The sequence below is a fragment of the Trichocoleus sp. ST-U1 genome, assembly GCF_039961835.1.
In the GTDB taxonomy this organism is placed as follows: Bacteria; Cyanobacteriota; Cyanobacteriia; order Cyanobacteriales; family FACHB-T130; genus FACHB-T130.
Genome location: NZ_JAMPJZ010000082.1, coordinates 1 through 21,816 on the forward strand (window position 1 = coordinate 1; position 21,816 = coordinate 21,816).

26 protein-coding genes and 1 pseudogene are annotated in these 21,816 nt (G+C 46.9%); 20 read left to right on the top strand and 7 right to left on the bottom strand.

Annotated features, from left to right (window positions below; genetic code table 11):
• Positions 1–262: 262 nt before the first annotated feature.
• The 16 genes from NDA06_RS21675 to NDA06_RS21750 all read left to right on the top strand — a co-directional run bounded on the left by NDA06_RS21675 (position 263) and on the right by NDA06_RS21750 (position 12,865).
• A complete protein-coding gene (locus NDA06_RS21675) occupies positions 263–2,833 on the top strand; it encodes a tetratricopeptide repeat protein (protein WP_348251849.1) in 2,571 nt (856 codons plus the stop codon).
• A 288-nt stretch (positions 2,834–3,121) separates the two neighbouring features.
• Positions 3,122–3,565 carry an ATP synthase subunit I gene (locus tag NDA06_RS21680; RefSeq protein WP_190411201.1) on the top strand — a complete coding sequence of 148 codons (444 nt, stop codon included), beginning with the start codon at positions 3,122–3,124 and terminating at the stop codon, positions 3,563–3,565.
• Positions 3,566–3,618: 53 nt separating this feature from the next.
• Positions 3,619–4,380 (top strand): F0F1 ATP synthase subunit A, encoded by a 762-nt coding sequence (atpB, locus tag NDA06_RS21685; protein ID WP_190411202.1) that lies wholly within the window; start codon positions 3,619–3,621, stop codon positions 4,378–4,380.
• Between the two features lie 217 nt (positions 4,381–4,597).
• Positions 4,598–4,843 carry an ATP synthase F0 subunit C gene (atpE, locus tag NDA06_RS21690; RefSeq protein ID WP_015112744.1) on the top strand — a complete coding sequence of 82 codons (246 nt, stop codon included), beginning with the start codon at positions 4,598–4,600 and terminating at the stop codon, positions 4,841–4,843.
• Between the two features lie 175 nt (positions 4,844–5,018).
• Entirely contained in the window at positions 5,019–5,453 is a 435-nt protein-coding gene (locus tag NDA06_RS21695) for a F0F1 ATP synthase subunit B' (protein ID WP_190987071.1), read from the top strand.
• Positions 5,454–5,550: 97 nt separating this feature from the next.
• Positions 5,551–6,120: a F0F1 ATP synthase subunit B gene (locus NDA06_RS21700; protein WP_190987072.1), complete on the top strand. Its 570-nt coding sequence runs from the start codon at positions 5,551–5,553 to the stop codon at positions 6,118–6,120.
• Positions 6,120–6,677, top strand: coding sequence for an ATP synthase F1 subunit delta (gene atpH / locus NDA06_RS21705; RefSeq protein WP_190411205.1), 558 nt, complete (start codon positions 6,120–6,122; stop codon positions 6,675–6,677). The genes NDA06_RS21700 and atpH overlap by 1 nt, the downstream gene beginning before the upstream one ends.
• 219 nt (positions 6,678–6,896) lie before the next feature.
• Positions 6,897–8,414: a F0F1 ATP synthase subunit alpha gene (atpA, locus tag NDA06_RS21710; protein ID WP_190426132.1), complete on the top strand. Its 1,518-nt coding sequence runs from the start codon at positions 6,897–6,899 to the stop codon at positions 8,412–8,414.
• A gap of 112 nt (positions 8,415–8,526) precedes the next feature.
• Complete coding sequence (locus NDA06_RS21715) at positions 8,527–9,477, top strand: F0F1 ATP synthase subunit gamma (RefSeq protein WP_190411207.1); 951 nt, start codon at positions 8,527–8,529, stop codon at positions 9,475–9,477.
• Between the two features lie 212 nt (positions 9,478–9,689).
• On the top strand, positions 9,690–9,860 hold the full coding sequence (locus NDA06_RS21720; RefSeq protein WP_190987073.1) for a ssl1498 family light-harvesting-like protein: 171 nt from the start codon (positions 9,690–9,692) through the stop codon (positions 9,858–9,860).
• A 55-nt stretch (positions 9,861–9,915) separates the two neighbouring features.
• Positions 9,916–10,086: a ssl1498 family light-harvesting-like protein gene (locus NDA06_RS21725; protein WP_190411208.1), complete on the top strand. Its 171-nt coding sequence runs from the start codon at positions 9,916–9,918 to the stop codon at positions 10,084–10,086.
• Between the two features lie 54 nt (positions 10,087–10,140).
• Positions 10,141–10,377, top strand: coding sequence for a hypothetical protein (locus tag NDA06_RS21730; RefSeq protein ID WP_190411210.1), 237 nt, complete (start codon positions 10,141–10,143; stop codon positions 10,375–10,377).
• A gap of 163 nt (positions 10,378–10,540) precedes the next feature.
• Positions 10,541–10,864, top strand: coding sequence for a 2Fe-2S iron-sulfur cluster-binding protein (locus NDA06_RS21735; RefSeq protein WP_190439361.1), 324 nt, complete (start codon positions 10,541–10,543; stop codon positions 10,862–10,864).
• A 117-nt stretch (positions 10,865–10,981) separates the two neighbouring features.
• Positions 10,982–11,170 (top strand): hypothetical protein, encoded by a 189-nt coding sequence (locus NDA06_RS21740; protein WP_190439363.1) that lies wholly within the window; start codon positions 10,982–10,984, stop codon positions 11,168–11,170.
• Entirely contained in the window at positions 11,167–12,231 is a 1,065-nt protein-coding gene (locus NDA06_RS21745) for a DUF3326 domain-containing protein (RefSeq protein ID WP_190411213.1), read from the top strand. The genes NDA06_RS21740 and NDA06_RS21745 overlap by 4 nt, the downstream gene beginning before the upstream one ends.
• 46 nt (positions 12,232–12,277) lie before the next feature.
• A complete protein-coding gene (locus NDA06_RS21750; protein ID WP_190986940.1) occupies positions 12,278–12,865 on the top strand; it encodes a CPBP family glutamic-type intramembrane protease in 588 nt (195 codons plus the stop codon).
• Positions 12,866–13,014: 149 nt separating this feature from the next.
• Here NDA06_RS21750 and purN read toward each other — a convergent pair whose 3' ends face one another.
• Entirely contained in the window at positions 13,015–13,683 is a 669-nt protein-coding gene (purN, locus tag NDA06_RS21755) for a phosphoribosylglycinamide formyltransferase (RefSeq protein ID WP_190986939.1), read from the bottom strand.
• Between purN and NDA06_RS21760 the strand changes: the two genes are divergently transcribed.
• Positions 13,682–14,146 carry a hypothetical protein gene (locus NDA06_RS21760; protein WP_190986938.1) on the top strand — a complete coding sequence of 155 codons (465 nt, stop codon included), beginning with the start codon at positions 13,682–13,684 and terminating at the stop codon, positions 14,144–14,146. The two genes, purN and NDA06_RS21760, sit on opposite strands and share 2 nt — an antisense overlap.
• Positions 14,147–14,219: 73 nt before the next feature.
• On the opposite strand, the gene NDA06_RS21765 is transcribed toward NDA06_RS21760, so the two are convergent.
• Positions 14,220–14,981 (bottom strand): type IV pilin-like G/H family protein, encoded by a 762-nt coding sequence (locus tag NDA06_RS21765; protein ID WP_190986937.1) that lies wholly within the window; start codon positions 14,979–14,981, stop codon positions 14,220–14,222.
• A 97-nt stretch (positions 14,982–15,078) separates the two neighbouring features.
• Here NDA06_RS21765 and NDA06_RS21770 point away from each other — a divergent pair, with 97 nt between their 5' ends.
• Complete coding sequence (locus NDA06_RS21770; protein ID WP_190986936.1) at positions 15,079–15,969, top strand: sugar ABC transporter permease; 891 nt, start codon at positions 15,079–15,081, stop codon at positions 15,967–15,969.
• A 227-nt stretch (positions 15,970–16,196) separates the two neighbouring features.
• Here the strand turns inward: NDA06_RS21770 and NDA06_RS21775 are convergent, their stop codons facing one another.
• Genes NDA06_RS21775 through NDA06_RS21785 form a run of 3 tightly spaced genes read right to left on the bottom strand, consistent with a single transcriptional unit; the run spans position 16,197 to position 19,944 of the window.
• Positions 16,197–17,129: a hypothetical protein gene (locus NDA06_RS21775; RefSeq protein WP_190986935.1), complete on the bottom strand. Its 933-nt coding sequence runs from the start codon at positions 17,127–17,129 to the stop codon at positions 16,197–16,199.
• A 4-nt stretch (positions 17,130–17,133) separates the two neighbouring features.
• On the bottom strand, positions 17,134–17,670 hold the full coding sequence (locus NDA06_RS21780) for a cupredoxin domain-containing protein (RefSeq protein WP_190986934.1): 537 nt from the start codon (positions 17,668–17,670) through the stop codon (positions 17,134–17,136).
• A 21-nt stretch (positions 17,671–17,691) separates the two neighbouring features.
• Positions 17,692–19,944, bottom strand: a complete 2,253-nt coding sequence (locus NDA06_RS21785; protein ID WP_190986933.1) for a heavy metal translocating P-type ATPase — start codon at positions 19,942–19,944, stop codon at positions 17,692–17,694.
• Between the two features lie 87 nt (positions 19,945–20,031).
• Between NDA06_RS21785 and NDA06_RS21790 the strand changes: the two genes are divergently transcribed.
• Positions 20,032–20,778 (top strand): hypothetical protein, encoded by a 747-nt coding sequence (locus NDA06_RS21790; protein WP_190986932.1) that lies wholly within the window; start codon positions 20,032–20,034, stop codon positions 20,776–20,778.
• A gap of 178 nt (positions 20,779–20,956) precedes the next feature.
• On the opposite strand, the gene NDA06_RS21795 is transcribed toward NDA06_RS21790, so the two are convergent.
• Both NDA06_RS21795 and NDA06_RS21800 read right to left on the bottom strand, forming a co-directional pair.
• Positions 20,957–21,406, bottom strand: coding sequence for a hypothetical protein (locus NDA06_RS21795; RefSeq protein ID WP_190986931.1), 450 nt, complete (start codon positions 21,404–21,406; stop codon positions 20,957–20,959).
• Between the two features lie 35 nt (positions 21,407–21,441).
• On the bottom strand, positions 21,442–21,636 hold the full coding sequence (locus NDA06_RS21800; protein ID WP_190411224.1) for a heavy-metal-associated domain-containing protein: 195 nt from the start codon (positions 21,634–21,636) through the stop codon (positions 21,442–21,444).
• A gap of 68 nt (positions 21,637–21,704) precedes the next feature.
• On the opposite strand from NDA06_RS21800, the pseudogene NDA06_RS21805 reads away from it, so the two are divergent.
• Positions 21,705–21,816 (top strand): annotated as a pseudogene (locus tag NDA06_RS21805) (branched-chain amino acid ABC transporter permease); the annotation flags it as partial.

The following is a 21,816-nucleotide window of genomic DNA, read 5'->3' on the forward strand; positions in this document are numbered from 1 at the left end:
AAAACCCGGATAAAGCGCAAGCTTTGCGAAGGGCGATGCTGACGACGATGAAACAATATCCTGACCAACCCAGTGCTTGGGCTGCATACACGTTGATTGGGGAAGCTGAATAACCCGAAAACAATCAGATAGCCTCTGTTGCTGCTGCGATCGCATTCTTGATTCTGATGACGATACTCTCGCATCAACCGATAACTAGACGCGCCTAATTGTCGTAGGTTAAAACAGCGATCGCATCCTTGCACCTTCTCCCCTAATAACTGTGCGTTTCCAAATCAGACTCCTCAGCGCGATCGCTCTTTTGACATCTGCTGCAACGCCGTTCCCGCCTAATTTTCCAGCGCTATTTCCCACAACACAGGCGTTAGCGCAAACCCCAGATGCTCGGAAAGCCGAAGCAGACCAACTACTTGTGCAAGGTATTCAGCAGGCTCAGACCAGTCAATTTGAGGCGGCATTACAGTCTTGGCAACAAGCACTCAGTCTCTATCGGGAAATTAAAAACCGTTTGGGGGAGGGACAATCCCTAGGCAATTTGGGAAATGCTTACCGTTACCTAGGAGATTACGCCAAAGCGATTGATTACCACCAGCAGAGTTTAGCGATCATGCGGGAAATTAAAGACCGTTTGGGGGAGGGGAAATCCCTAGGCAATTTGGGAAATGCTTACGATTCTTTGGGAGATTACGCTAAGGCGATTGAGTACCACCAGCAGTATTTAGCCATCACGCGAGAAATTAAAGACCGTTTGGGGGAGGGAGGTGCGCTGGGCAATCTGGGAGTTACCTACAAAAATCTAGGAGATTACGCCAAGGCGATTGATTACTACCAGCAGAGTTTGGCAATTAAGCGGGAAATCAAAGACCGTTTGGGGGAGGGGGCATCCTTAGCCAATTTGGGAAATGCTTACTTTTATCTGGGAGATTACGCCAAAGCGATTGATTACCAGCAGCAGCATTTAGCCATCGCACGGGAAATTAAAAACCGTTTGGGGGAGGGGGCATCTCTAGGCAGTCTAGGAAATGCTTACTCTTCCCTAGGAGATTACGCCAAAGCGATTGACTATTACCAGCAGCATTTAGCTATTGCGCGGGAAATTAAACACCGTTTGGGGGAGGGAAGTGCGCTGGGTAATTTGGGACTGGCTTACAATTCTTTAGGAGAATACGCCAAGGCAATTGATTACCACCAGCAGCATTTAGCCATCGCACGAGAAATCAAAGACCGCCAAGGCGAGGGGCAATCCCTAGACAATCTGGGAATTGCCTACAAAAACCTAGGAGAATACGCCAAGGCGATTGATTACCACCAGCAGCGTTTAGCCATTGCACGGGAAATTAAAGATCGTTTGGGTGAGGGGCAATCTCTAGCCAATCTGGGACTGGCTTTTCAGGAATCTGGCAATCTCTCTCAAGCCGAAAAAACCCTCCGCGCTGGAATTGAGGTATACAAATCTCTACGGGAACGATTGGGTGGCAATGATGCCTACAAAGTGTCAATTTTTGAGCAGCAAGCTCGCACCTATCGTCTGCTGCAACAAGTCCTGATTGCCCAAAATCAACCCACAGAGGCTCTAGAAGTTGCGGAAAGCGGTCGTGCCAGGGCATTTGTGGAGCTACTGGCGACACGCTTCTCATCACCTTCCTCTACTCAGGCGAATATCTCTACCAATCCACCCAACACCCAGCAAATTCAACAAATCGCCAAACAACAAAATGCCACCCTGGTTGAATATTCGATTATTTATGACGACTTCAAGATTCAAGGTAAACAAGAAGCTCGCGAATCAGAACTCTATATTTGGGTAATCCCACCCTCAGGCAAAGTAGCTTTTCGTCGTGTTGACCTTAAACCCCTGTGGCAGCAGCAAAATACAAGCCTTGAAAAACTTGTTATCAACAGCCGCGAATCGATGGGTGTCAGAGGTCGCGGCTTGAGCATCATCACTAGATTGGATGAAACTAGCCAAACTAATCGATTACAGCAACTCCATCAACTACTAATTAAACCCATTGCCGACTTCCTGCCTGCTGACCCCAATGCCCGCCTTATCTTTATTCCTCAAGAATCCCTGTTCTTGGTTCCCTTTGCTGCCCTCCAAGATACCAGCAATAAATACCTCATCGAACAACACACTATCCTCACGGCTCCCTCAATTCAGGTACTGGCATTAACCCGTCAGCAACGCCAACGGGTTCCAGTGTCCGCGAAAGATGTTCTAGTGGTTGGCAATCCCACGATGCCTAGCCTTGCCCCAAAAATTGGAGAAAAGGCTCAACCGCTTTCTCCCCTACCGGGTGCCGAGAAGGAAGCGATTGAGATTGCTCGTCTCCTGAACACGAAAGCTCTAACTGGGAAACAAGCCACTGAATCCGCAGTTGTTCAGAAGCTACCCACAGCAAAAATGATTCATCTGGCAACTCACGGATTGCTGGATGATTTTCAGCGTAGCGGAGTACCGGGAGCGATCGCCCTGGCTCCTTCGGGTAAAGATGATGGGTTACTTACTGCCACCGAAATCCTGAATCTCAAGCTCAATGCCGAGTTAGTTGTCTTGAGTGCTTGCGACACTGGGCAAGGTATACTCACCGGCGATGGTGTGATTGGACTGTCTCGCTCTTTAATTACTGCCGGTGTTCCCAGTGTTATCGTCACTTTGTGGGCAATCCCGGATAATTCTTCTGCCTTGTTGATGAGTGAATTTTATCGAAATTTGCAACAAAACCCGGATAAAGCGCAAGCTTTGCGAAGGGCGATGCTGACGACGATGAAACAATATCCTGACCAACCCAGTGCTTGGGCTGCATACACGTTGATTGGGGAAGCTGAATAAAAAGCTAGGGAAAATCGCCGCAAGCTGCTACAACAAGGGGCGGGGCGATACCCACGCTGATGCCTAAAATGCTTTTTCAATAAGAACCCATGAGCATGAATGCGAAAAATGCTTCTTGGATGAGAACTCATGAGCATGAATGCGATCGCTACCAGAGAGAACCTTTTAATTTGCTGACATCGGCTTAATTCTTTTTTAAGTAATGTTACCTCTGCATGGTATATTCAAAATGTTTGGTTCTGACCTGTAGTAGTCAGACCAAATAGCACAAGCTGAAACACATCAGTTGTGAACTTGTCAAACGAATCTCAAACAACCACGCCGACCACCGAGGAGTTACCACAAACTGGTTCGCCTGTATCAGAACCAGATGGCTCCATGCAAGAGTACTACCAACTTCAACAAGAGTTGTTGCTGACTACACTTGCTTTGAGCGGGATTATTTTTATCTCCGTCTGGATTTTTTACTCTCTCAACATTGCCCTGAATTACTTGATAGGGGCGTGCACATGTGTGGTTTACTTGAGGATGTTGGCTAAAGACGTTGAGCGACTTGGCGCAGAGAAACAGCGTCTGAGTAAGACTCGGTTTGCTCTGTTTATTGGGTTGATTATAATCGCAACCCAAGTGAATAAGCTACAGATTCTGCCCGTTTTTTTGGGATTTCTGACTTATAAAGCCTCCCTCATCGTCTATATGCTTCGGACTTTGTTTCCCCCGGACGCTCGATAGGTTGGACAGTGTTAGAATTCTCCACTCTTTAATCCCTGGAGAACCCTCATTGAATGGAAATGCTAAGTATTCTTTCCGCCTTTAATTCATTCCCTCTCGCCAAACTAGAAGTTGGTCATCACCTTTATTGGCAAGTGGGAAATCTTAAGATTCACGGGCAAGTTTTTCTAACTTCCTGGGTTGTTATTGGTATTCTTCTGCTTGCCTCGTTAGCTGCAACTCGGAATATTCAGAGAATTCCTAAAGGTATCCAAAACTTCATGGAATATGCTCTAGAATTCATTCGAGATCTGGCTAGAAACCAGCTTGGCGAGAAAGAATACCGTCCGTGGGTGCCATTTATTGGCACGCTGTTTCTGTTTATCTTTGTCTCAAACTGGTCTGGCGCATTAGTTCCCTGGAAGCTAATTCACCTTCCAGAAGGAGAACTAGCAGCTCCCACTAATGACATCAATACCACAGTGGCACTGGCATTGCTAACTTCTTTAGCGTATTTTTACGCAGGTTTTAGCAAGCGGGGTTTAGGGTACTTTAAAAAGTATATTGAGCCGACACCGATCCTATTACCCATTGCCATTTTAGAGGATTTCACAAAGCCCCTTTCCCTCAGCTTCCGTTTATTTGGCAACATTCTGGCGGATGAACTGGTAGTAGCAGTATTAGTGCTACTGGTTCCCCTGTTTATTCCTCTGCCAGTTATGGCGTTGGGGCTATTTACCAGTGCCATTCAAGCTTTAGTGTTTGCCACCTTAGCAGCTGCATACATTCATGAAGCGATGGAGGGGCATGGTGATGAAGGGCATGAGGAGCATTAACCTTTTTTAGGGTAGGAAGAAGGATATAAGATGAATAAAATCATCCTTCCTTCTCCATATCGCCTTCGGGATGCCCTCAGTTGATAGAATTTGAGATTTGAGATTTAAGATTAAAAATCTTGACTCAAAACTCAACACTTGTAAGGGCACGGCAGTGCCGTGTCTCTACTCGAAACTCTCTGTTGTTTGTTCTGTACTTCAAGGTAAGGAAATAATCATGGATCCATTGGTTTCTGCTGCTTCAGTTCTGGCTGCTGCTCTCGCAATTGGTTTAGCTGCAATTGGCCCTGGTATCGGTCAAGGAAATGCTGCTGGTCAAGCAGTCGAAGGTATTGCTCGTCAGCCAGAAGCAGAAGGTAAAATTCGCGGCACATTGCTGTTAACCCTGGCTTTCATGGAATCCCTTACCATTTATGGTCTGGTGATTGCCCTAGTGCTGTTGTTTGCTAACCCCTTCGCTTAACATTTTTTGTTCTTAGTAGAGACGTGGTAAAGCACGTCTCTACTAAAACAAAGTTTTTAGTTTCCAGTCCTGTTGATGTAAGTTGAACCCCTTGCCTAGAGGGTATAGAGAATATGACAAGTGAGATAATTTTGCTTGCCATTAAAACTGCTGTTCAAGCATAAAGAGGGAAGAAATGTTTGATTTCGACGCTACCTTGCCCTTGATGGCAGTGCAGTTTCTGCTATTGGCAGCGGTATTAAATGTGGTTTTCTATAAGCCACTGACTAAAGTGCTAGACGAGCGCGACGATTACATCAGATCGAATGAAATGGGTGCGCGAGAACGCTTGGCAAAAGCTGAGCAGTTAGCAAAGCAATATGAGCAACAGCTAGCGGATACCCGCAGGCAGTCTCAAGCGCTGATTGCAAATGCTCAAGCCGATGCCCAGAAAATAGGCGCTCAAAAAATAGCTGAGGCACAGCAGGAAGCTGTTGCAAAACGAGAACAGGCGTCTCTAGAGATTGGACAGCAAAAGCAAGAAGCCTTGCAATCTCTAGAAGCTCAGGTGGACGAACTGAGTCGCCAAATTCTGGAAAAAATATTGGGACAGCAGCTGGTCAATAGATAGAGAGCTTGAAGGAAAAGCTGTCATTAGTCATTAGTCATTAGTCATTAGACCAAAGCCAATGACTGATGACGAATGACCAACTTCATACTTCAATGGGATGGGTATCATGGGGACTTTTTTCTTATTAGCCGAGGTGGCTCACTCAGCTGGCGCTGAATTAGCAGAGGCAGAGGGGCATGGTGGTTTCGGTTTAAATCCGGACATTTTTGAAGCCAATCTAATTAACCTGGCAATTCTTATTGGTGTACTGTTTTACTTTGGACGTAACTTATTAGGAAATATCCTAAGCGAGCGTCGTTCAAGGATTGAAACGGCAATTAGAGAAGCAGAGCAGCGCCAGAAAGAGGCAGCAGCTGCACTCTCTGATGCCCAGCAGAAATTAACTCAGGCTCAAGCGGAGGCAGAACGAATCCGCAAAGATGCTGAAGAAAGTGCCAAGGCAGCGAGAGAATCCATTTTGGCAAAAGCGGCGAAGGATGTCGAACGCTTGCAAAAAACAGCAGTTGAGGATTTGAATACCGAAAGGGAGCGAGCGATCGCTGAACTCAGAGCGCAAGTTTCTGCAATGGCGTTGCAGCGCGTTGAATCGCAACTCAAAAGCCAATTGGATGATGCTGCTCAACAACAATTAATTGACAGCAGCATCGCTAGTGTAGGAGGTCGCTGATGAAAGGTAGTATGGTTAGCGGTGAAATCGTAGAGCCGTATGCAGAGGCATTAATGTCCTTGGCTCAGTCGCAGAACCAGACAGAGCGGTTTGGCGAAGATGTACGATCTTTGTTGGGAGTCCTAGAAAGTTCTGAGGATCTACAGCATTTTCTGGGCAATCCAGTTGTAAGCGCTGAAAATAAAAAAGCGGTATTGCAGCAAATTGCTGGCGATGGACTTCACCCCTACATCCTCAACTTTTTGATGTTGCTGGTAGAGAGGCGACGTATCCTCTTTCTAGAGGGAATTTGCAAACAGTTCCAGGCACTTCTGCGAAAGCTGAATCAGACTGTTCTAGCAGAAGTTATCTCAGCGGTAGAACTGTCGGAGTCTCAGCAGCAAGCCATCGGTGAAAAAGTAAAAGCGATTAGCGGTGCCCAGCAAGTAGAACTCGATACCAAACTCGATCCAGATTTAATCGGTGGTGTCATCATCAAAGTGGGGTCTCAGGTATTGGATGCCAGTTTGCGAGGACAACTGCGCCGTATTGGCATACGCCTGAACAGTGCCGCCTAAAGTTGAAAGTTGAGAGTTGGAAAGGAAAGCAGTTTGTCGGTGGAAACTTTTCAGATGTTTGCAAGTTAAGCAAGTGAAATTTGCAAATCTTAACTTCTAATGTTCAACCTACCACCGCCAAAATAGAGAGCTTCAACCTTTAAGCTACCCTTCGAGAAGGGATTCTCCTTAAAACCTTCAACCTTTAACACAAACCCTTTCCTCCTTTAACAAGTAACCATGATCAGCATCAGACCTGACGAAATTAGCAGCATTATTCGGCAGCAAATTGAACAATACGACCGAGACGTTAGTGTTTCTAACGTGGGTACCGTATTGCAAGTAGGTGACGGGATTGCCCGGATTTATGGCCTAGACAAGGTCATGTCCGGGGAACTGGTGGAATTTGAAGACGGTAGCGTTGGCATCGCCCTGAACTTAGAAGAAGACAACGTGGGCGTGGTGCTAATGAGCGATGGTCGCAACATCCAGGAAGGTAGCTCTGTGAGCGCCACCGGCAAGATTGCTCAGGTGCCAGTGGGCGAAGCCTTGATTGGTCGTGTTGTGGATGCTCTCGCTCGTCCGATTGATGGAAAGGGAGACCTTAACACCACAGAAACCCGCCTCATTGAATCAGGCGCACCGGGAATTATTGCTCGGCGCTCGGTTTACGAACCGATGCAAACCGGCATTACCGCTATTGACGCGATGATTCCGATTGGTCGGGGTCAGCGGGAGCTAATCATTGGTGACAGACAAACCGGAAAAACTTCGATCGCGGTTGACACCATCCTCAACCAGAAAGAAGAAGACGTGATTTGCGTCTACGTCGCTATCGGTCAAAAAGCTTCTACCGTCGCCCAAGTGGTGAACGTGCTTCAGGAACGAGGCGCAATGGACTACACCATTGTGGTAGCAGCAAACGCCAACGACCCAGCAACCCTGCAATATCTGGCTCCCTACACGGGCGCTAGCTTGGCAGAATACTTCATGTACAAGGGCAAGGCGACGCTGATCATCTATGATGACCTCTCCAAGCAAGCCCAAGCTTATCGCCAGATGTCCCTGCTGCTGCGTCGTCCGCCCGGACGGGAAGCTTATCCTGGGGATGTGTTCTATCTCCACTCCCGTTTGCTGGAGCGTGCGGCAAAGCTGAGTACAGAACTGGGTGAAGGCAGCATGACCGCGCTGCCAATTATCGAAACCCAAGCTGGGGACGTTTCCGCTTACATTCCCACCAACGTGATTTCGATTACCGATGGTCAGATTTTCTTGACCTCCGACCTATTCAACTCTGGCTTGCGTCCCGCAGTGAACCCCGGTATTTCCGTATCGCGGGTGGGTTCAGCGGCTCAAACCAAGGCGATGAAGAAGGTGGCTGGTAAGCTAAAGCTGGAGTTGGCTCAGTTTGACGACCTGCAAGCTTTTGCTCAGTTTGCCTCAGATTTAGATAAAGCAACCCAAGACCAGTTGGCGCGGGGTCAGCGCTTGCGGGAACTTCTGAAGCAGCCGCAATACTCGCCGCTATCAGTGGCTGAGCAAGTGGCAGTTGTGTATGCAGGTTTGAATGGCTATTTGGATGATATTCCTGTAGAAAAGGTGGCTCCTTTTGCGCGATCGCTGCGGGAGTACCTGAAAACCAGCAAGCCGAAGTACATGGAAATCCTCCGCAAAGAGAAGCAGCTGACGGAAGATGCAGAAGGCATCCTCAAGGAAGCGATCGGTGAAGCGAAGAAGACCTTCATGGCGATGGCGTAACTTGTCCAAAGCGAATAGCTAAGCGCGAATAGCTAATTGTAAAAAGTAGCGCTTCGCAATTAGCTATTCGTAATTAGCCACTCGCAAAGGACAACTGACACCGGACAAAACTATGGCAAATCTAAAATTTATTCGCGATCGCATTCAGTCGGTCAAAAACACCAAAAAAATCACCGAGGCAATGCGCCTCGTTGCCGCCGCCAAAGTGCGCCGCGCCCAACAACAGGTGACTGCCACTCGCCCCTTTGCCGACCGCCTCGCTCAGGTTCTCTACGGTCTGCAAAACCGTCTGCGGTTTGAAGAAGCTAACCTGCCTCTGTTGAGAAACCGGGAAGTTCGGTCTGTAGGAATTTTGGTTATTACAGGCGATCGCGGTCTCTGCGGTGCCTACAACACCAACGTCATCCGTCGCGCTGAAAACCGCGCCAAGGAACTACAAGCCGAAGGTCGGGACTATAAATTTGTGCTGGTAGGGCGCAAAGCTATCCAATACTTCCAGCGTCGCGACCAGCCGATTGACGCTACTTATACTGGCTTAGAGCAAATTCCTACAGCAGCAGAAGCATCCAGAATCGCTGACGAACTGCTTTCCTTGTTCTTGTCAGAGAATGTAGACCGGATTGAATTGGTCTACACCAAGTTTGTCTCCTTGATCAGCTCTCGCCCAGTGGTGCAAACCTTGCTGCCGCTGACAACCCAAGGACTAGAAGCAAGAGATGATGAAATCTTCCGCCTCACAACTCGCGGTGGTGGTTTTGAGGTAACGCGGGAAAAAGTCTCTACCCAAGTTCGAGAGTTCCCACGGGACATGATCTTCGAGCAAGATCCAGTACAGATTCTCGATGCCCTCCTGCCTCTGTATCTGAATAACCAGTTACTGCGGGCTTTGCAAGAGTCGGCAGCGAGTGAACTAGCAGCACGAATGACGGCGATGAACAACGCCAGCGACAACGCTAAGGAGCTGATTGGTTCTCTTACCCTGAAGTACAACAAAGCGCGTCAGGCGGCAATCACCCAGGAAATTCTGGAAGTTGTCGGCGGTGCCGAAGCATTACAAGGCTAGATTTAGCTTTTCAATTTAATTTACACAGAGCGTCTGAGATTACTCAGACGCTTTTTTTGTTGAATGCACTCGCATCATCGAAAGGATAGACCCACTTAAGCAGCACCTATCACTGCTCAAAGCAAAACTTATAACAAAAAGTTTCTAGATTGTTGCAATATATTTACATACTGTTACAATATTTAACATAAAGAAACAAAGGAAAGACAACCATGAGATACACCACCGACGAAAGAGGCATCCTCAACAACTATGCAGCCGAGCCTGATTTGTACGTTGCAGAACCCCCCTCACCAGAGCAGCAGCGTCGCTACGCTTTCCAAGGCGCGATCGCTATTTTGTTTGTCACCCTGCTGGTTCTGACTGCATTGGGTGTCAGCTAAGTTATTCGAGATTTCAAGATTTACGGATAAATACAACAAACCAGGACAAACAACCATGAGATACACCACCGACGAAAGAGGCATCCTCAACAACTATGCAGCTGAGCCTGCGGTGTACTTTGCCGAGTCCCCTTCACCAGAGCAGCAGCGTCGCTACGCTTTTCAAGGCGCGATCGCTACTTTGTTTGTCACCCTGCTGGTTCTGACTGCATTGGGTGTCAGCTAAACCTGAAGAAAGAGAAGTTTCAGACACTTATTTCCAATACTTAGGAGTTCGGTTATGAAGACTGACTTTGACTTTGATGCCCGCTATCAGTTTGCGCCGACTGTCTTTAACACTGATTTCAACAACTTTGCGCCCATCACTGCTAATCAAGCTTGGTCGTTGTTCTTTACCGCTGGTCGTAACGATGCGGCGCTGGGAGATAATCCTGAAGTAGGGCGACTCTTCAACAACATCTTGAGTGCTGTTGTCTTCACAGTAATTGTTGGAGCCTTTACTTTCTACTCGTTTTAAGACAAAGACAACGTGAAAATTCCTTCAGCCCCAGCTCCTTCAAAGCTGGGGTTTCTCATTTCTAGCATTGTCGTTTGACCGGGGTGAGTAGCTAATTGATTCATGGAACAATAGAGAAAGTTTAGTTTCCGTGGGGAAGCATTCCCTCTAGCCATTGCTGCTCATGTCCAAGACACATAAAGTTGAAATTTACGATCAAGGCAATACTCAGACCCTTGAAGTGCCAGAGGATAAAACGATCCTTCAGGTTGCCTATGCTGCTGGGTTAGACCTGCCCAGCTCTTGCAATGCGGGAGTTTGTACTACCTGTGCGGCTAAGGTTCTAGAAGGCAAGGTAGAACAGGGGGATGGCATGGGCGTCAGTCCAGAGCTTCAGGCACAAGGCTATGTACTACTCTGCGTAGCTTATCCCCGCTCCGATTTGAAAATTGAGAGTGGGAAAGAAGACGAACTGTACGAGCTACAATTCGGGCAGTTCCAGAAGTAGGGCTACTCAGACTCGACAAGTAATTTCGCGGCTTTTCAAACAAAGCCTGCGGTCATTTAGCCTTAATTCAGCACAGGGCAAACTGGTATTTCAATATTCCGTACTAGAACCACTAAGATGACGACACACTTTATTACCGCAGAAATTGACCTTCAGGAATCGCCAGTGCAGTTACACTCTGCTATTGAGGCAGAATTGGAAAAACGGGGAGAACCCTTGCGCTGGGCGATCGCTTCTGTAGATGTCGAACAGCAGAAAGCCCACGTTGAGGCAATCGTCACAGTCGCATCCGACTCAGCTCAGTGAATCGGCGTCCTTACACGGTTGTCTTAATTGTCCCGACTGGGGTTGGGGCAGCAGTTGGGGGATATGCGGGGGATGCGCTGCCAGTGGCAAGAGCAATCGCGCAAATCTCCGACATCCTGATTACCCACCCCAATGTCCTCAACGGTGCCCAGTTGTACTGGAATTTGCCCAACGCTTTCTATGTGGAAGGCTACGGACTTGACAAATTTGCGGCTGGGTGCTGGGGACTGCGACCCGTGCATCAGAACCGGGTCGGTTTAATCCTCGACCAAGGAATTGAACCCGAACTGCGGTTGCGGCATCTCCAGGCAGCGGATGCCACGAGAGCCACGCTGGGATTGAATCTCACAGATTATGTGGTGACAGACGCCCCGCTTGGGGTGGAACTGCGGACAGCGGCATCGGGAGCTAGTTGGGGGACGATTGGAAATCCTGATAGTTTATTACGGGCAGCAGAGGTACTGATTACTAAGGCGAGGGCAGAAGCGATCGCAGTCGTTGCCCGTTTCCCCGATGACATCGAAACCGAGGCGCTGGAAAGTTACCGACACGGGCAGGGAGTTGACCCCCTCGCCGGTGCTGAAGCTGTAATTAGCCACCTAATCGTGCGAACCTTTCAAATCCCCTGTGCCCACGCCCCAGCTTTATTACCCCTGCCCCTCGATCCGCACCTGTCTCCCCGCTCAGCTGCCGAGGAATTAGGCTATACTTTTTTACCCTGCGTTCTGGTTGGTCTGAGTCGCGCCCCCCAGTTTATTGGAAAAACCCACAGTGGTACGACCTTACCTGGAGATGTGTGGGCAGATCGAGTCGATGCCGTCGTCGTACCCGCAACTGCTTGTGGCGGCAGTGCAATCCTGAGTTTAAGCCAAACGCGATCGCAGATTATTGCCGTCGAAGAAAATAAAACTCAAATGCAAGTTCCTCCAGAACAAGTGGGAATTAAAGCATTGCGGGTAAACTCATATTTAGAAGCACTCGGTGTCTTGGTGGCCCATCGAGCTGGCATTAGTCCAGGTGCCATTAGTCCAACCCTGTCTTCGCTAGTCAGAATTCAGTAAGGCGGACAATCCTCTACTTTTACCCTTCATCCTTCATCTTTCCGAAGTGGCAAAACAGCTTCCTACCGATCCGGAAATCGAATCCCTGACGCGCACCCAAATTTTAATTGCGATGGGGGTGACAGCGGTTGTATTGCTCGTCATCGCCAAGCTGTCCCTACATTTCGGCGCGTTTTCCGTTATGCCCGTGCGCCCGACCCTAGAAGCATCACTTTTGGGCGTCGGAATTGGGCTAGGAATTACGGGTGCCAGTAGCGTTATCTATCGCCTATGGCCTGGTTATCAGCGCAGTGCCGACTACTACCTAGAATTAGTGCTAAAACCCTTATTTTGGCCTGATTTGATCTGGTTAGGACTCTTGCCCGGTTTAAGTGAAGAATTGCTATTTCGGGGTGTAATGCTGCCAGCAGTGGGATTAAACTGGGTTGGGCTAGTAGGATCGAGTTTTTGCTTTGGCATCCTACATCTGAGTGGCCCTCAACAATGGCCTTATGCAGCGTGGGCAACCACTGTAGGATTGCTACTCGGTTATAGCGCCTTGGAGACGGGTAATTTGCTAGTGCCAATTGTGGCTCACATTACGACAAATTTAATATCCAGCTGCCTTTGGAAGCTGGATACTAAAAAGGCATAAATTTTAAGAATTAGGATATCGATTGTTGAGAAAGACAAGGGAAACTGCGATTAGTTGTAAAATTCTCTCTTCTTCTTCTCTGCGCTCTCTGCGTCCTCTGCGGTTCGTTTTTTCAGAAATCAAATAAAACTTCGATACCTTTTATCTTGTTAATGCGATCGCGCTGCTGCCAAAGCGATCGCCTGCGGTAATATCTTGTGTTCCTGAACTTGAATTCGGGCGTGTAGCGTTTCTAACGTATCGTCTGGCAGAATCGGGACAGCCGCTTGTAGCAAAATTTTGCCACTATCAACTTCTACATTTACTAGATGAACGGTACAGCCAGTTATTTTTACACCTGCATTCAGAGCTTGTTCAACCGCTCGAATTCCCTTAAAACTCGGTAACAAGCTGGGGTGAATGTTAATCATTCGATCCGGGAAAGCATCCACTAAAACCTGGGTAACAACGCGCATCCAACCTGCCATAATTACCCATTCCACCTGATACTGCTGCAAGGTTTCCACGATTGCTCGATCTAACGCTTCGCGGCTGTTAAAGTCCCGGTGATTCAGCAAAACAGTGGGTACACCCCAATTTTCGGCACGGGTAGCGGCTTTTGCGCCCGGATTATTGTAAATCAGAACTTTTATTTCGGCATTGAGTTGCTGTTGAGCGATCGCTTCCGCAACCGCCTCAAAATTACTGCCGTTTCCCGACGCCATCACTCCTAATTTTAAAGGAGAGCGATCGCTCAGAAGATTGGGAGGAACCGTTGGACAAATTAAACTAGAAATATAATTAGGGCTAGAATCAGATGTGGAGGGATTGAAAGTCATGGAGCTAGAAATAGACAATGAATTATTAATAGAATCTAATAATTTTTATATCAAAATATGTCCCATAGAAACAGAGCTTAATTACTTACCCTCATTTAGAGCAAAAATCGACTGTAAAATTTCTCCAACAATTAAACTTCAATATAATTACAGCGATCGCCTCTGGTTTGCAGTCGAAGATTTTGATAAATTTGTAACAGATGTTCGAGGCATTGTAGCGGGCACCAGAGAAGTAGCAGAACTAAAATCTATGAGTCTACCTGCAATTTTCATAGTTAGCAAATATGGCAACCATTCAAAGTGTACTATAAATATTGATGGGGGCTTATCTGTTTCTGTAGACGACAGAATTCAAATTACAACATCTTTTATTCAACAATACGATTTTATAAACATTCTTTCAAGGGCTGTTACAGAATTTTGGGGCAAATTCAAATGCCTTCTTAAAGAGGGGAACCCATAAATAAGGATTCGCGGAGAAATCGACCTAGCTAGGGATAGATTTAGCGAATGTTGGATTAGTTTTCATAAACTCTTTAGCGTCCTATCAAACGGGAACCAGCAGGACACTGAATTTGCTCAGATATATTCTTAGGAGGCGTTGGCATCGCAGGCGGCGTGGATGAGGGTTTATCTGTTTCGCAAATTGCTGCCCTTGTAATATTTTCACCATTATTTGTGACAACAAATACAGCACCCGTGTAGCTATTAAGTTCGGGGCGCTTGGCTTTGGCAGTGTGCATCACCCTCTGAGTGCCATTACCTTGAGGCACAATTTGGTAATTATAACTCTCTGTCTCTGGCTTAATCCCAATCCCTAGCTGCTCAATTGTTGTACCGAATTTATTATTTTCTAAGTAATACGCTTGTTGGGAACGGTTCATCGCCCCAATGTACATTTTCCCTTCAGATTGTTTTGCCTTGGTTGCTTGATTGTTAAAGGCTTCCTGAATATCAACGATTTTAGTATTGGGAGGTAAATCGGGTGAGTCAGAAAGCTTTTGAACTGGGATTTCATAAGCAACTGGAGACTCAGAAGATGTTTCCGGTGGAAGGAGGAATAATTTTCCTTCTGGCGTCAATACAAATTTCACTGCCTGACTGGATGATGGATTGTTGACTTGCCATTGTCCCACCCATTGATCTGTCCCTGAATTGGCATTAGCAGCGCTGGGAGAGGAAGAATCTGAAAGTGTATTGGTTGAACTACATCCATAGACAGCGAGTAACCCAAGCAATCCGCTAAGCATTCGGAAACCAGGGTGTTGGCTGCGTTGCTTGAATACGGTTATGTTCACGGTATCAGTGACTGACAGGAGATTAACAAAATCTTACCAGTGCCGCCAGGTAGAATAACGCTACGACGCTAACATTCAACGGTAAGCCAATCGCTCAATGAAAAATACGCACTCTTCTCGTAGGCAGCTATTAGATAATGATGCGATCGCTGCCTGGATTTTTCTGACCCCCGCCTTAATTCTATTAGGGCTTTTTCTCCTATGGCCTATCGCTTATTTGTTTTACCTCAGTTTTACTACGGGTAGCTTTACCGCTGCGGGTGTGCGCTTAGTGGGATTGAGAAACTACTGGCGTCTCATGCTGAGTCCTGACTTTTGGCAAGTTCTCGGTAACACCGCTTATTTCACCATTGCTACGGTGATTCCTAGTTTGGTAATTCCCTTGGGTTTAGCAGTGCTATTAAATCGTGCCTTTGCCCTGCGAGGAATCCTGCGAACTGCCTATTTTATCCCCTCAATCGTTAGTCTTGTGGCAGCTGGTTTGGGGTTTCGCTGGTTGTTTCAAACCGAAGGGCCAGTTAACGCATTTCTCAATGCTATCAGAATTGAACCGATTTCCTGGCTGGGTAGCACGTTTTGGGCGATGCCAGTGCTGATTTTGTTAAGCATTTGGAAGCAACTGGGTTTCAATATGGTGGTGTTTTTGGCAGGATTACAGGCGATTCCCTCCAGTCGCTATGAAGCGGCAGAACTGGATGGTGCCAATTCCTGGCAGCAATTTTGGTACATTACTCTGCCAGGATTGCGCCCGACTCTCATCTTTGCCACTGTCACTACGGCTATTTTTACCCTGCGGAGTTTCGAGCAAGTTTACGTCATTACTGGCGGCGGGCCATTAAACTCGACTAATTTGCTGGTTTACTACATTTACGACCAAGCGTTTGCCCAATTTGATTTTGGTTATGCAGCAGCGGCGGCAACTGTGCTGCTGGCAGTAACGCTGGTGCTAGTGTATTTTCAGCTAAAAACTTGGGGAGAAGAAGCTTAGGAATTGTGTTTATCGTCTACATCAAGTTAGCCATTTCCGATGGGGTAAGTTTATCTAAGTTTGTTGAGCAAGGCTATAGCAATCCAATGTGAAATTTATCTTTGTTGTTTTTAACGAACCGCAGAGGACGCAGAGGGCGCAGAGAGAAGAGAAGAAGAGAGAAAGAATGGTGTTGCGAGTGAAATTAGGATTGCTATAGGTATGCTCAAGGGGTTGAATTCATTGTGTTAGAGAACTTCTACCCAAAAATCAGCGGTAACAATCTTACCGTTGCGGTTAAACTGACCCCAGAGTTTATATTTTCCTGGTTCGGGAAATTTGGTATGGAAAAGAACCTGACCTTCAGGAGTATCTTTCATGGCATGGGCGTGAATGTAATCTGCGGCTGTTAAGCTTGGTGACTGTCGGAGAATGACTAAATGACCTTTTTCTCCTAAGTACGGTTGCAAGTCTTTGACGGGTTGAATGTTAGAAGCGTCTCGCAGATCAAACGTTAAGGTAACATCTTTACCTGCTTTGAGGGTTGACTCAGAGAATACAAGATTCGCTTTTGTATTTCCGAAAGTTTTAAACCGATTTAGATCGATTGCTGACGCGGATAAAATTTTACCAGGAATCTGTGTTTTTACTGCCGAGACTTGTTCCTTTTGACCGGCTGGTTTGTAGTCATTCAAAAGAGTGTAATTACCCGGTTGAGGAAAACTTGCCTCGACTTCAAAACGCCCATTCTGCTTGTAGGTGGGATGAAGATGGCTGAAAAACTGGAGATCGTCACTGACAACAATCAAGTGCATCAGTTTTTCTTGAAAAGTGTCAAACTTAACGATCGCTTTCCCGGATTTGTCTTGAATATCAATCGCTAAAGAAACGGGTTTGTTTGGGGTAATCGTTCCTTGAATCGTCAGCTTCGCCTGCGCTGCCTCAGTTTCAGGCATCGATTCGTGCGCCGATTCGTGCTTCGATCCGTGCCCCATGTGATGTCCCTCATGAGGGTCGGTTCCAGCCGTGTGATGCCCCTTATGGGAGTCATTCCTAGTGTTTGTAGAGGTCGCTTGCATCGTTCCATCCTTCATTTTCATCGTATGAGTGACTGCGCCTGTAGCGATCGCGCTTCCTGCCACTAAACCAACCAAACCCAAAAGCATTGACTTATTTTTCATTATTTTACTCCTCTTGATTTGCCGTTCCGGCTGCTTTTACTTCCAAGACACCTCTAGCCATATTCATCCCACAGGTAAAGGGATATTCGCCTGGGGTTTTTGGTGTGAATTCCACAGGTGTCATCCGATTCAAATCCAAATCTTTAGCAATGTGAAAATCCGGTAAAATGATTTTTTCCAGACAAATACTGGGGTCTTTTCTGAAAAAATTGAGCCGCACAGGTTGCCCTGCTTTCACGATGACTCGATTTGGATCGTAACCGCCATCTACTTGGATAGTCAGTTCCTGAATTCCTTGATTTGCTGTCGCTTGTTGAGCTTGAGTTTTACTCACCAGAAACCACCAAAGTTCTAACCCAATTAAAGCCAACCCGCCTAAAGTAAGACCCAGTTTTAGCTCAAAAGGTTGCTTAATTTGACGAAATTGGTTTGTGGGCATTGGTGCATGGGCTGAAGCGGCTTTTGCGGGTGTTCCTGAGAAAACCGAGAGCAAAATCCACAAAACCAGAAGATTGCTCAACAATTTTTTTTGAGTTACCATATTTCCTCCTTTTCTATGTAGTTAGAAATTTACTCGCGGCTGAAAATTCCGCAAGCGCAAAGCGTTACTGACAACAGAAGCCGAACTGAATGCCATCGCTGCCCCCGCAATCATTGGGTTCAGTAACCAACCAAAAATCGGGAATAAAATACCAGCAGCGATTGGAATTCCAGCGACGTTGTAAATAAAAGCAAAGAAGAGATTTTGGCGAATATTCTGCATCGTGGCGCGACTTAATTGAATCGCAGTAACAATACCTTGCAAGTCGCCAGAAATGAGAGTGATGTCGCTAGCAGCGATCGCGACATCGGTTCCAGTGCCAATCGCGATTCCCACGTCTGCTTGTGCCAGTGCTGGGGCGTCATTGATGCCATCACCTACCATTGCCACCACTTTACCTTCGGCTTGCAGTTCCTGGACTTTAGCGGCTTTTTGGTCGGGACGGACTTCCGCAAACACTCGCGTGATGCCAACTTCTTGCGCGATCGCATCTGCTGTTTTGCGATTATCCCCGGTTAGCATCACCACTTCTAAACCCATGCGGCGTAGCGATCGCACAACGCCTGCTGAAGAGGGTTTCAGGGCATCGGCAATGCCAATTAATCCCTGCATTTCGCCATCTACCGCAATCCAAACGGCAGTTTTTCCGGCAGATTCCCAAGCAACTTTTTGTCCTTGCAAAGGTAGCGTTTCAATCCCTAATTCATCCATCCAACGCTGAGTACCGATTTGCACCAGTCGGTCGGATACAATTCCTTGAACGCCACTACCCGCGATCGCTTCAAAATTTTTCGCTTCCGGCAATGGAAACTGCACTTCCTGAGATTGGGCATACCTTACAACCGCTTCAGCCAAAGGATGTTCTGAATTGCGTTCAACTGCTGCCGCTAACTTTAATAGCTTTATCTCATTGCTGTGGACAGTTCCTACCATCGTGATGTAGTCGGTAACGGTGGGTTTTCCCTGAGTTAGAGTCCCCGTTTTATCCAACACAATCGTTTGAATTTTATGCGCCACTTCCAGACTGTCAGCACCTTTAATTAAGATGCCATTTTCTGCACCTTTTCCGGTTCCCACCATCACAGAAGTCGGCGTTGCTAAACCCAAAGCACAGGGACAAGCAATAATTAACACTCCCACCATTGTCATCAGGGCCATTGTGAGATTGCCCATCACGTCGAACCAGATAATAAAAGTAGCGATCGCGATCGCAATCACCACTGGCACAAACCACCCGGTTACTTGATCCGCCAATCGCTGAATGGGGGCTTTGGCACCTTGCGCTTGTTGCACCAGTCGGACAATTTGGGCCAAAACGGTATCTCGTCCAACTCTCGTCGCCCGAAACTGAAAACTGCCAGTTTTATTAATCGTCGCCCCAATCACTTCATCCCCCGCCTGTTTCTTCACGGGCAAGCTTTCACCCGTCACCATCGCTTCATCGACACTAGACGTACCTTCTACCACTTCCCCATCCACGGGGATTTGTTCGCCAGGACGCACTAAAACCACATCGCCAACTTGGACAGCTTCAACAGGAACATCGATTTCCTGTCCATTGCGGATCAAACGTGCTGTTTTCGCTTGCAAACCCATCAATTTGCGAATCGCTTCCGACGTTTGTCCCTTGGCGCGAGTTTCTAAAAACCGTCCTAGCAGAATTAAAGTAATTACAACCGCCGCTGTTTCGTAATAGACATCTGTAATTCCCTCCAAGAATCCTGGAAATACAGTCACAAACAGCGAGTAGAAATACGCCGCACCTGTACCCAGCGCAATGAGCGTATTCATATCAGCCGCGTGACGCTTCAAAGCTTTCCACGCACCTGTGAAAAAGGATTGACCGCACCAAAATAAAACCGGCGTTGTCAACACTAGCTGCACCCAAGAATTATGCAACCATGCCGGAATTAAAGGGATGTGCAACCCAGTCATTGCCGGGATTGACCCCACCACCAGCACAATACTAATCGCTGCGCCGAATACCACTTTCCGCGCCAAATCTTGCCGTTCCTGACGGCGAGGGGCTGCTTCGGTATCATCTTCTTTGCTTCCGAATTCTCGAACTGGCGCGGCTGTATATCCGGCGTCGGTGACAGCCTGCTGAATTTCCTCTAAACTCGTTTGCTGAGGCTCGTACTTAACAGTCGCCTGTTCCATGCCGAAGTTAACGTTACACTCGCTGACGCCTGGAACATTGCGAATCGCTTTTTCTATCGCACCAGCGCAAGCCGCACAACTCATTCCTTGTAACTTCAGAGAATGTGTTTCCATAACTTTCTCTAACTCGATGATTTTAGGTTAATCTCTCTAGTTAACTGGAGAGTCAAGGGGGTTAGAGAAAAAATCTTGTGTGCCATATTGGTTCTGAAAAGCGCGATCGCGTATGCAGCGATAATTCCGCTTCTCGCCACCCCAGCACCCCCATCCGTTTGGAAGAAAGCACCTATGTATCGTGACCAGCTAATTGCAGAATTAAAGCTTTGCATAGAGCCATTGTTACCTGGTTATCTAGCAATTTTTGATTTGGCTGATACGAAGCGGCGTAACCTTTACTTAGGTCACGAAGAAGTAGATAAAGATATTTTAGAATTCGATACTTTGTTAAAAGCTCATCTCGGTAAAGCTTTCAAACGAATTGGGGGCGATCGCTGGGTTGCTTTTGTTACCGAAAATCAACTCAACGTTTTCGATCGCTTAATTTTGGCATACCAAAAAGAAGTCCCCATATCTGCTGGTTGGGAATGTAGAGCGATCGCTCCTAACAGCACTTTAGTTCATATTGAGGAGAAAACCGATGTCTTGATAAGTCGCGCTGTCCGATGTGGCTACTTAAATATCCAAGACATCAATGACGTAGCGGCTAGGGTAAATGATTTACTAGAAAAAATATGGCGTTTACCTGTTAATTCCGCAACTTCACTAGAGCAGGAATTAACATTTAATGAACCAAAATGGAAGTGTATCATTGGCAATTTACCTAGCACTGCGTACTGTCCCTTCTGCAAAGGCACAAGGTTTGAATGGATAGAAGGTACTGATGACACTGCTTACGGAATTTGTATGGATTGTAGTGCCGAGGTCGATTTTATATACGGACGAATATAGCAATTCTCTATTAGATGCAGTATATAACCCCGCCCCTGCCCCTCCCCGCAAAGACTGTTCTTGGCATTGATTTCAATTTCTTGATAAGTGCGATGTATGCGAGAAAAAGAGAGCGAGCGTTATAAATTGTTAGTAACTTAAATTAACTTCCAGCAGACAGAAATTACTTTCGCTTTCGCTAAAAATTATTGCCTGATTCGTACCTATTTGTTGAAATTCGCTTTTCTTCGATAAATTTAAGCCAAAAACCCGCAGCGATGCCCCAAATGGCATTAAAAAATAATACAAACAGTGGAGTTAAAACTCCCAGTTTCAACCCTAGCAGCCCTTGATTCGCTTTCACCGGAAATACAATCAGTAATTGCACCAGGGTTGGTGCAAGACTATAGACAATCCCTCGCAACCAATAGGGGTAGCGTAGAAAAGGCAAGACAAATAAAAATCCCCATAAACTACCCCAAACGATGCGAGGATACAGCCAATCTGGGGTCAAATCCGGCGCAATTTTGACCCCCAAGGCAGCAGTGATGCCCAGAACTCCAAACAACCAGACAGCGAGACTATTTGCCAGTCCTCCCAAAGCGCCAGCGGCGAAGACGAGTGTTAATTTTCTGCTCCACTGCTGCATCCAAATTTCCCCTAACCTTTGCGATAATCTTATCGCTAGGCGACAGGATATCCAGCGTTCGCGATCGCTTCCCTGACTTTGTCTGCTGGCTGTTGTGTTTCCACACTTACAAGCTTGGTTTTGGTATCAGCCTCTACCTTCGCGGTGGGGTCAAGAGTGGCAACTGCCTTAGAAATCGTGTCTACACAGGCAGAACAAGCCATGCTGGGAACTTTCAGTTGTAGTGTCATAGTGTAAATTCAGGATTATTGTTTCAATCGCTATTATGAAATCTCCAGTTAACTGGAGAGTCAAGTGAATGGATGTACAAACTGCTCAATTAATTGTGAATGGCATCGCCGTGGGTTGCATCATTGCGCTAGCGGCGATTGGTCTAACGCTGACTTATGGAATTTTGCGCCTTTCCAACT

Excerpts from the sequence above, each read along its gene's own strand:
- atpB (WP_190411202.1), top strand. The coding sequence starts at position 3,619 with ATGGAAATGCTAAGTATTCTTTCCGCCTTTAATTCATTCCCTCTCGCC.
- atpE (WP_015112744.1), top strand. The coding sequence starts at position 4,598 with ATGGATCCATTGGTTTCTGCTGCTTCAGTTCTGGCTGCTGCTCTCGCA.
- NDA06_RS21695 (WP_190987071.1), top strand. The coding sequence starts at position 5,019 with ATGTTTGATTTCGACGCTACCTTGCCCTTGATGGCAGTGCAGTTTCTG.
- NDA06_RS21700 (WP_190987072.1), top strand. The coding sequence starts at position 5,551 with ATGGGTATCATGGGGACTTTTTTCTTATTAGCCGAGGTGGCTCACTCA.
- atpH (WP_190411205.1), top strand. The coding sequence starts at position 6,120 with ATGAAAGGTAGTATGGTTAGCGGTGAAATCGTAGAGCCGTATGCAGAG.
- atpA (WP_190426132.1), top strand. The coding sequence starts at position 6,897 with ATGATCAGCATCAGACCTGACGAAATTAGCAGCATTATTCGGCAGCAA.
- NDA06_RS21715 (WP_190411207.1), top strand. The coding sequence starts at position 8,527 with ATGGCAAATCTAAAATTTATTCGCGATCGCATTCAGTCGGTCAAAAAC.
- NDA06_RS21720 (WP_190987073.1), top strand. The coding sequence starts at position 9,690 with ATGAGATACACCACCGACGAAAGAGGCATCCTCAACAACTATGCAGCC.
- NDA06_RS21725 (WP_190411208.1), top strand. The coding sequence starts at position 9,916 with ATGAGATACACCACCGACGAAAGAGGCATCCTCAACAACTATGCAGCT.
- NDA06_RS21730 (WP_190411210.1), top strand. The coding sequence starts at position 10,141 with ATGAAGACTGACTTTGACTTTGATGCCCGCTATCAGTTTGCGCCGACT.
- NDA06_RS21735 (WP_190439361.1), top strand. The coding sequence starts at position 10,541 with ATGTCCAAGACACATAAAGTTGAAATTTACGATCAAGGCAATACTCAG.
- NDA06_RS21740 (WP_190439363.1), top strand. The coding sequence starts at position 10,982 with ATGACGACACACTTTATTACCGCAGAAATTGACCTTCAGGAATCGCCA.
- NDA06_RS21760 (WP_190986938.1), top strand. The coding sequence starts at position 13,682 with ATGGAGCTAGAAATAGACAATGAATTATTAATAGAATCTAATAATTTT.
- purN (WP_190986939.1), bottom strand. The coding sequence starts at position 13,683 with ATGACTTTCAATCCCTCCACATCTGATTCTAGCCCTAATTATATTTCT.
- NDA06_RS21770 (WP_190986936.1), top strand. The coding sequence starts at position 15,079 with ATGAAAAATACGCACTCTTCTCGTAGGCAGCTATTAGATAATGATGCG.
- NDA06_RS21775 (WP_190986935.1), bottom strand. The coding sequence starts at position 17,129 with ATGAAAAATAAGTCAATGCTTTTGGGTTTGGTTGGTTTAGTGGCAGGA.
- NDA06_RS21780 (WP_190986934.1), bottom strand. The coding sequence starts at position 17,670 with ATGGTAACTCAAAAAAAATTGTTGAGCAATCTTCTGGTTTTGTGGATT.
- NDA06_RS21785 (WP_190986933.1), bottom strand. The coding sequence starts at position 19,944 with ATGGAAACACATTCTCTGAAGTTACAAGGAATGAGTTGTGCGGCTTGC.
- NDA06_RS21795 (WP_190986931.1), bottom strand. The coding sequence starts at position 21,406 with ATGCAGCAGTGGAGCAGAAAATTAACACTCGTCTTCGCCGCTGGCGCT.
- NDA06_RS21800 (WP_190411224.1), bottom strand. The coding sequence starts at position 21,636 with ATGACACTACAACTGAAAGTTCCCAGCATGGCTTGTTCTGCCTGTGTA.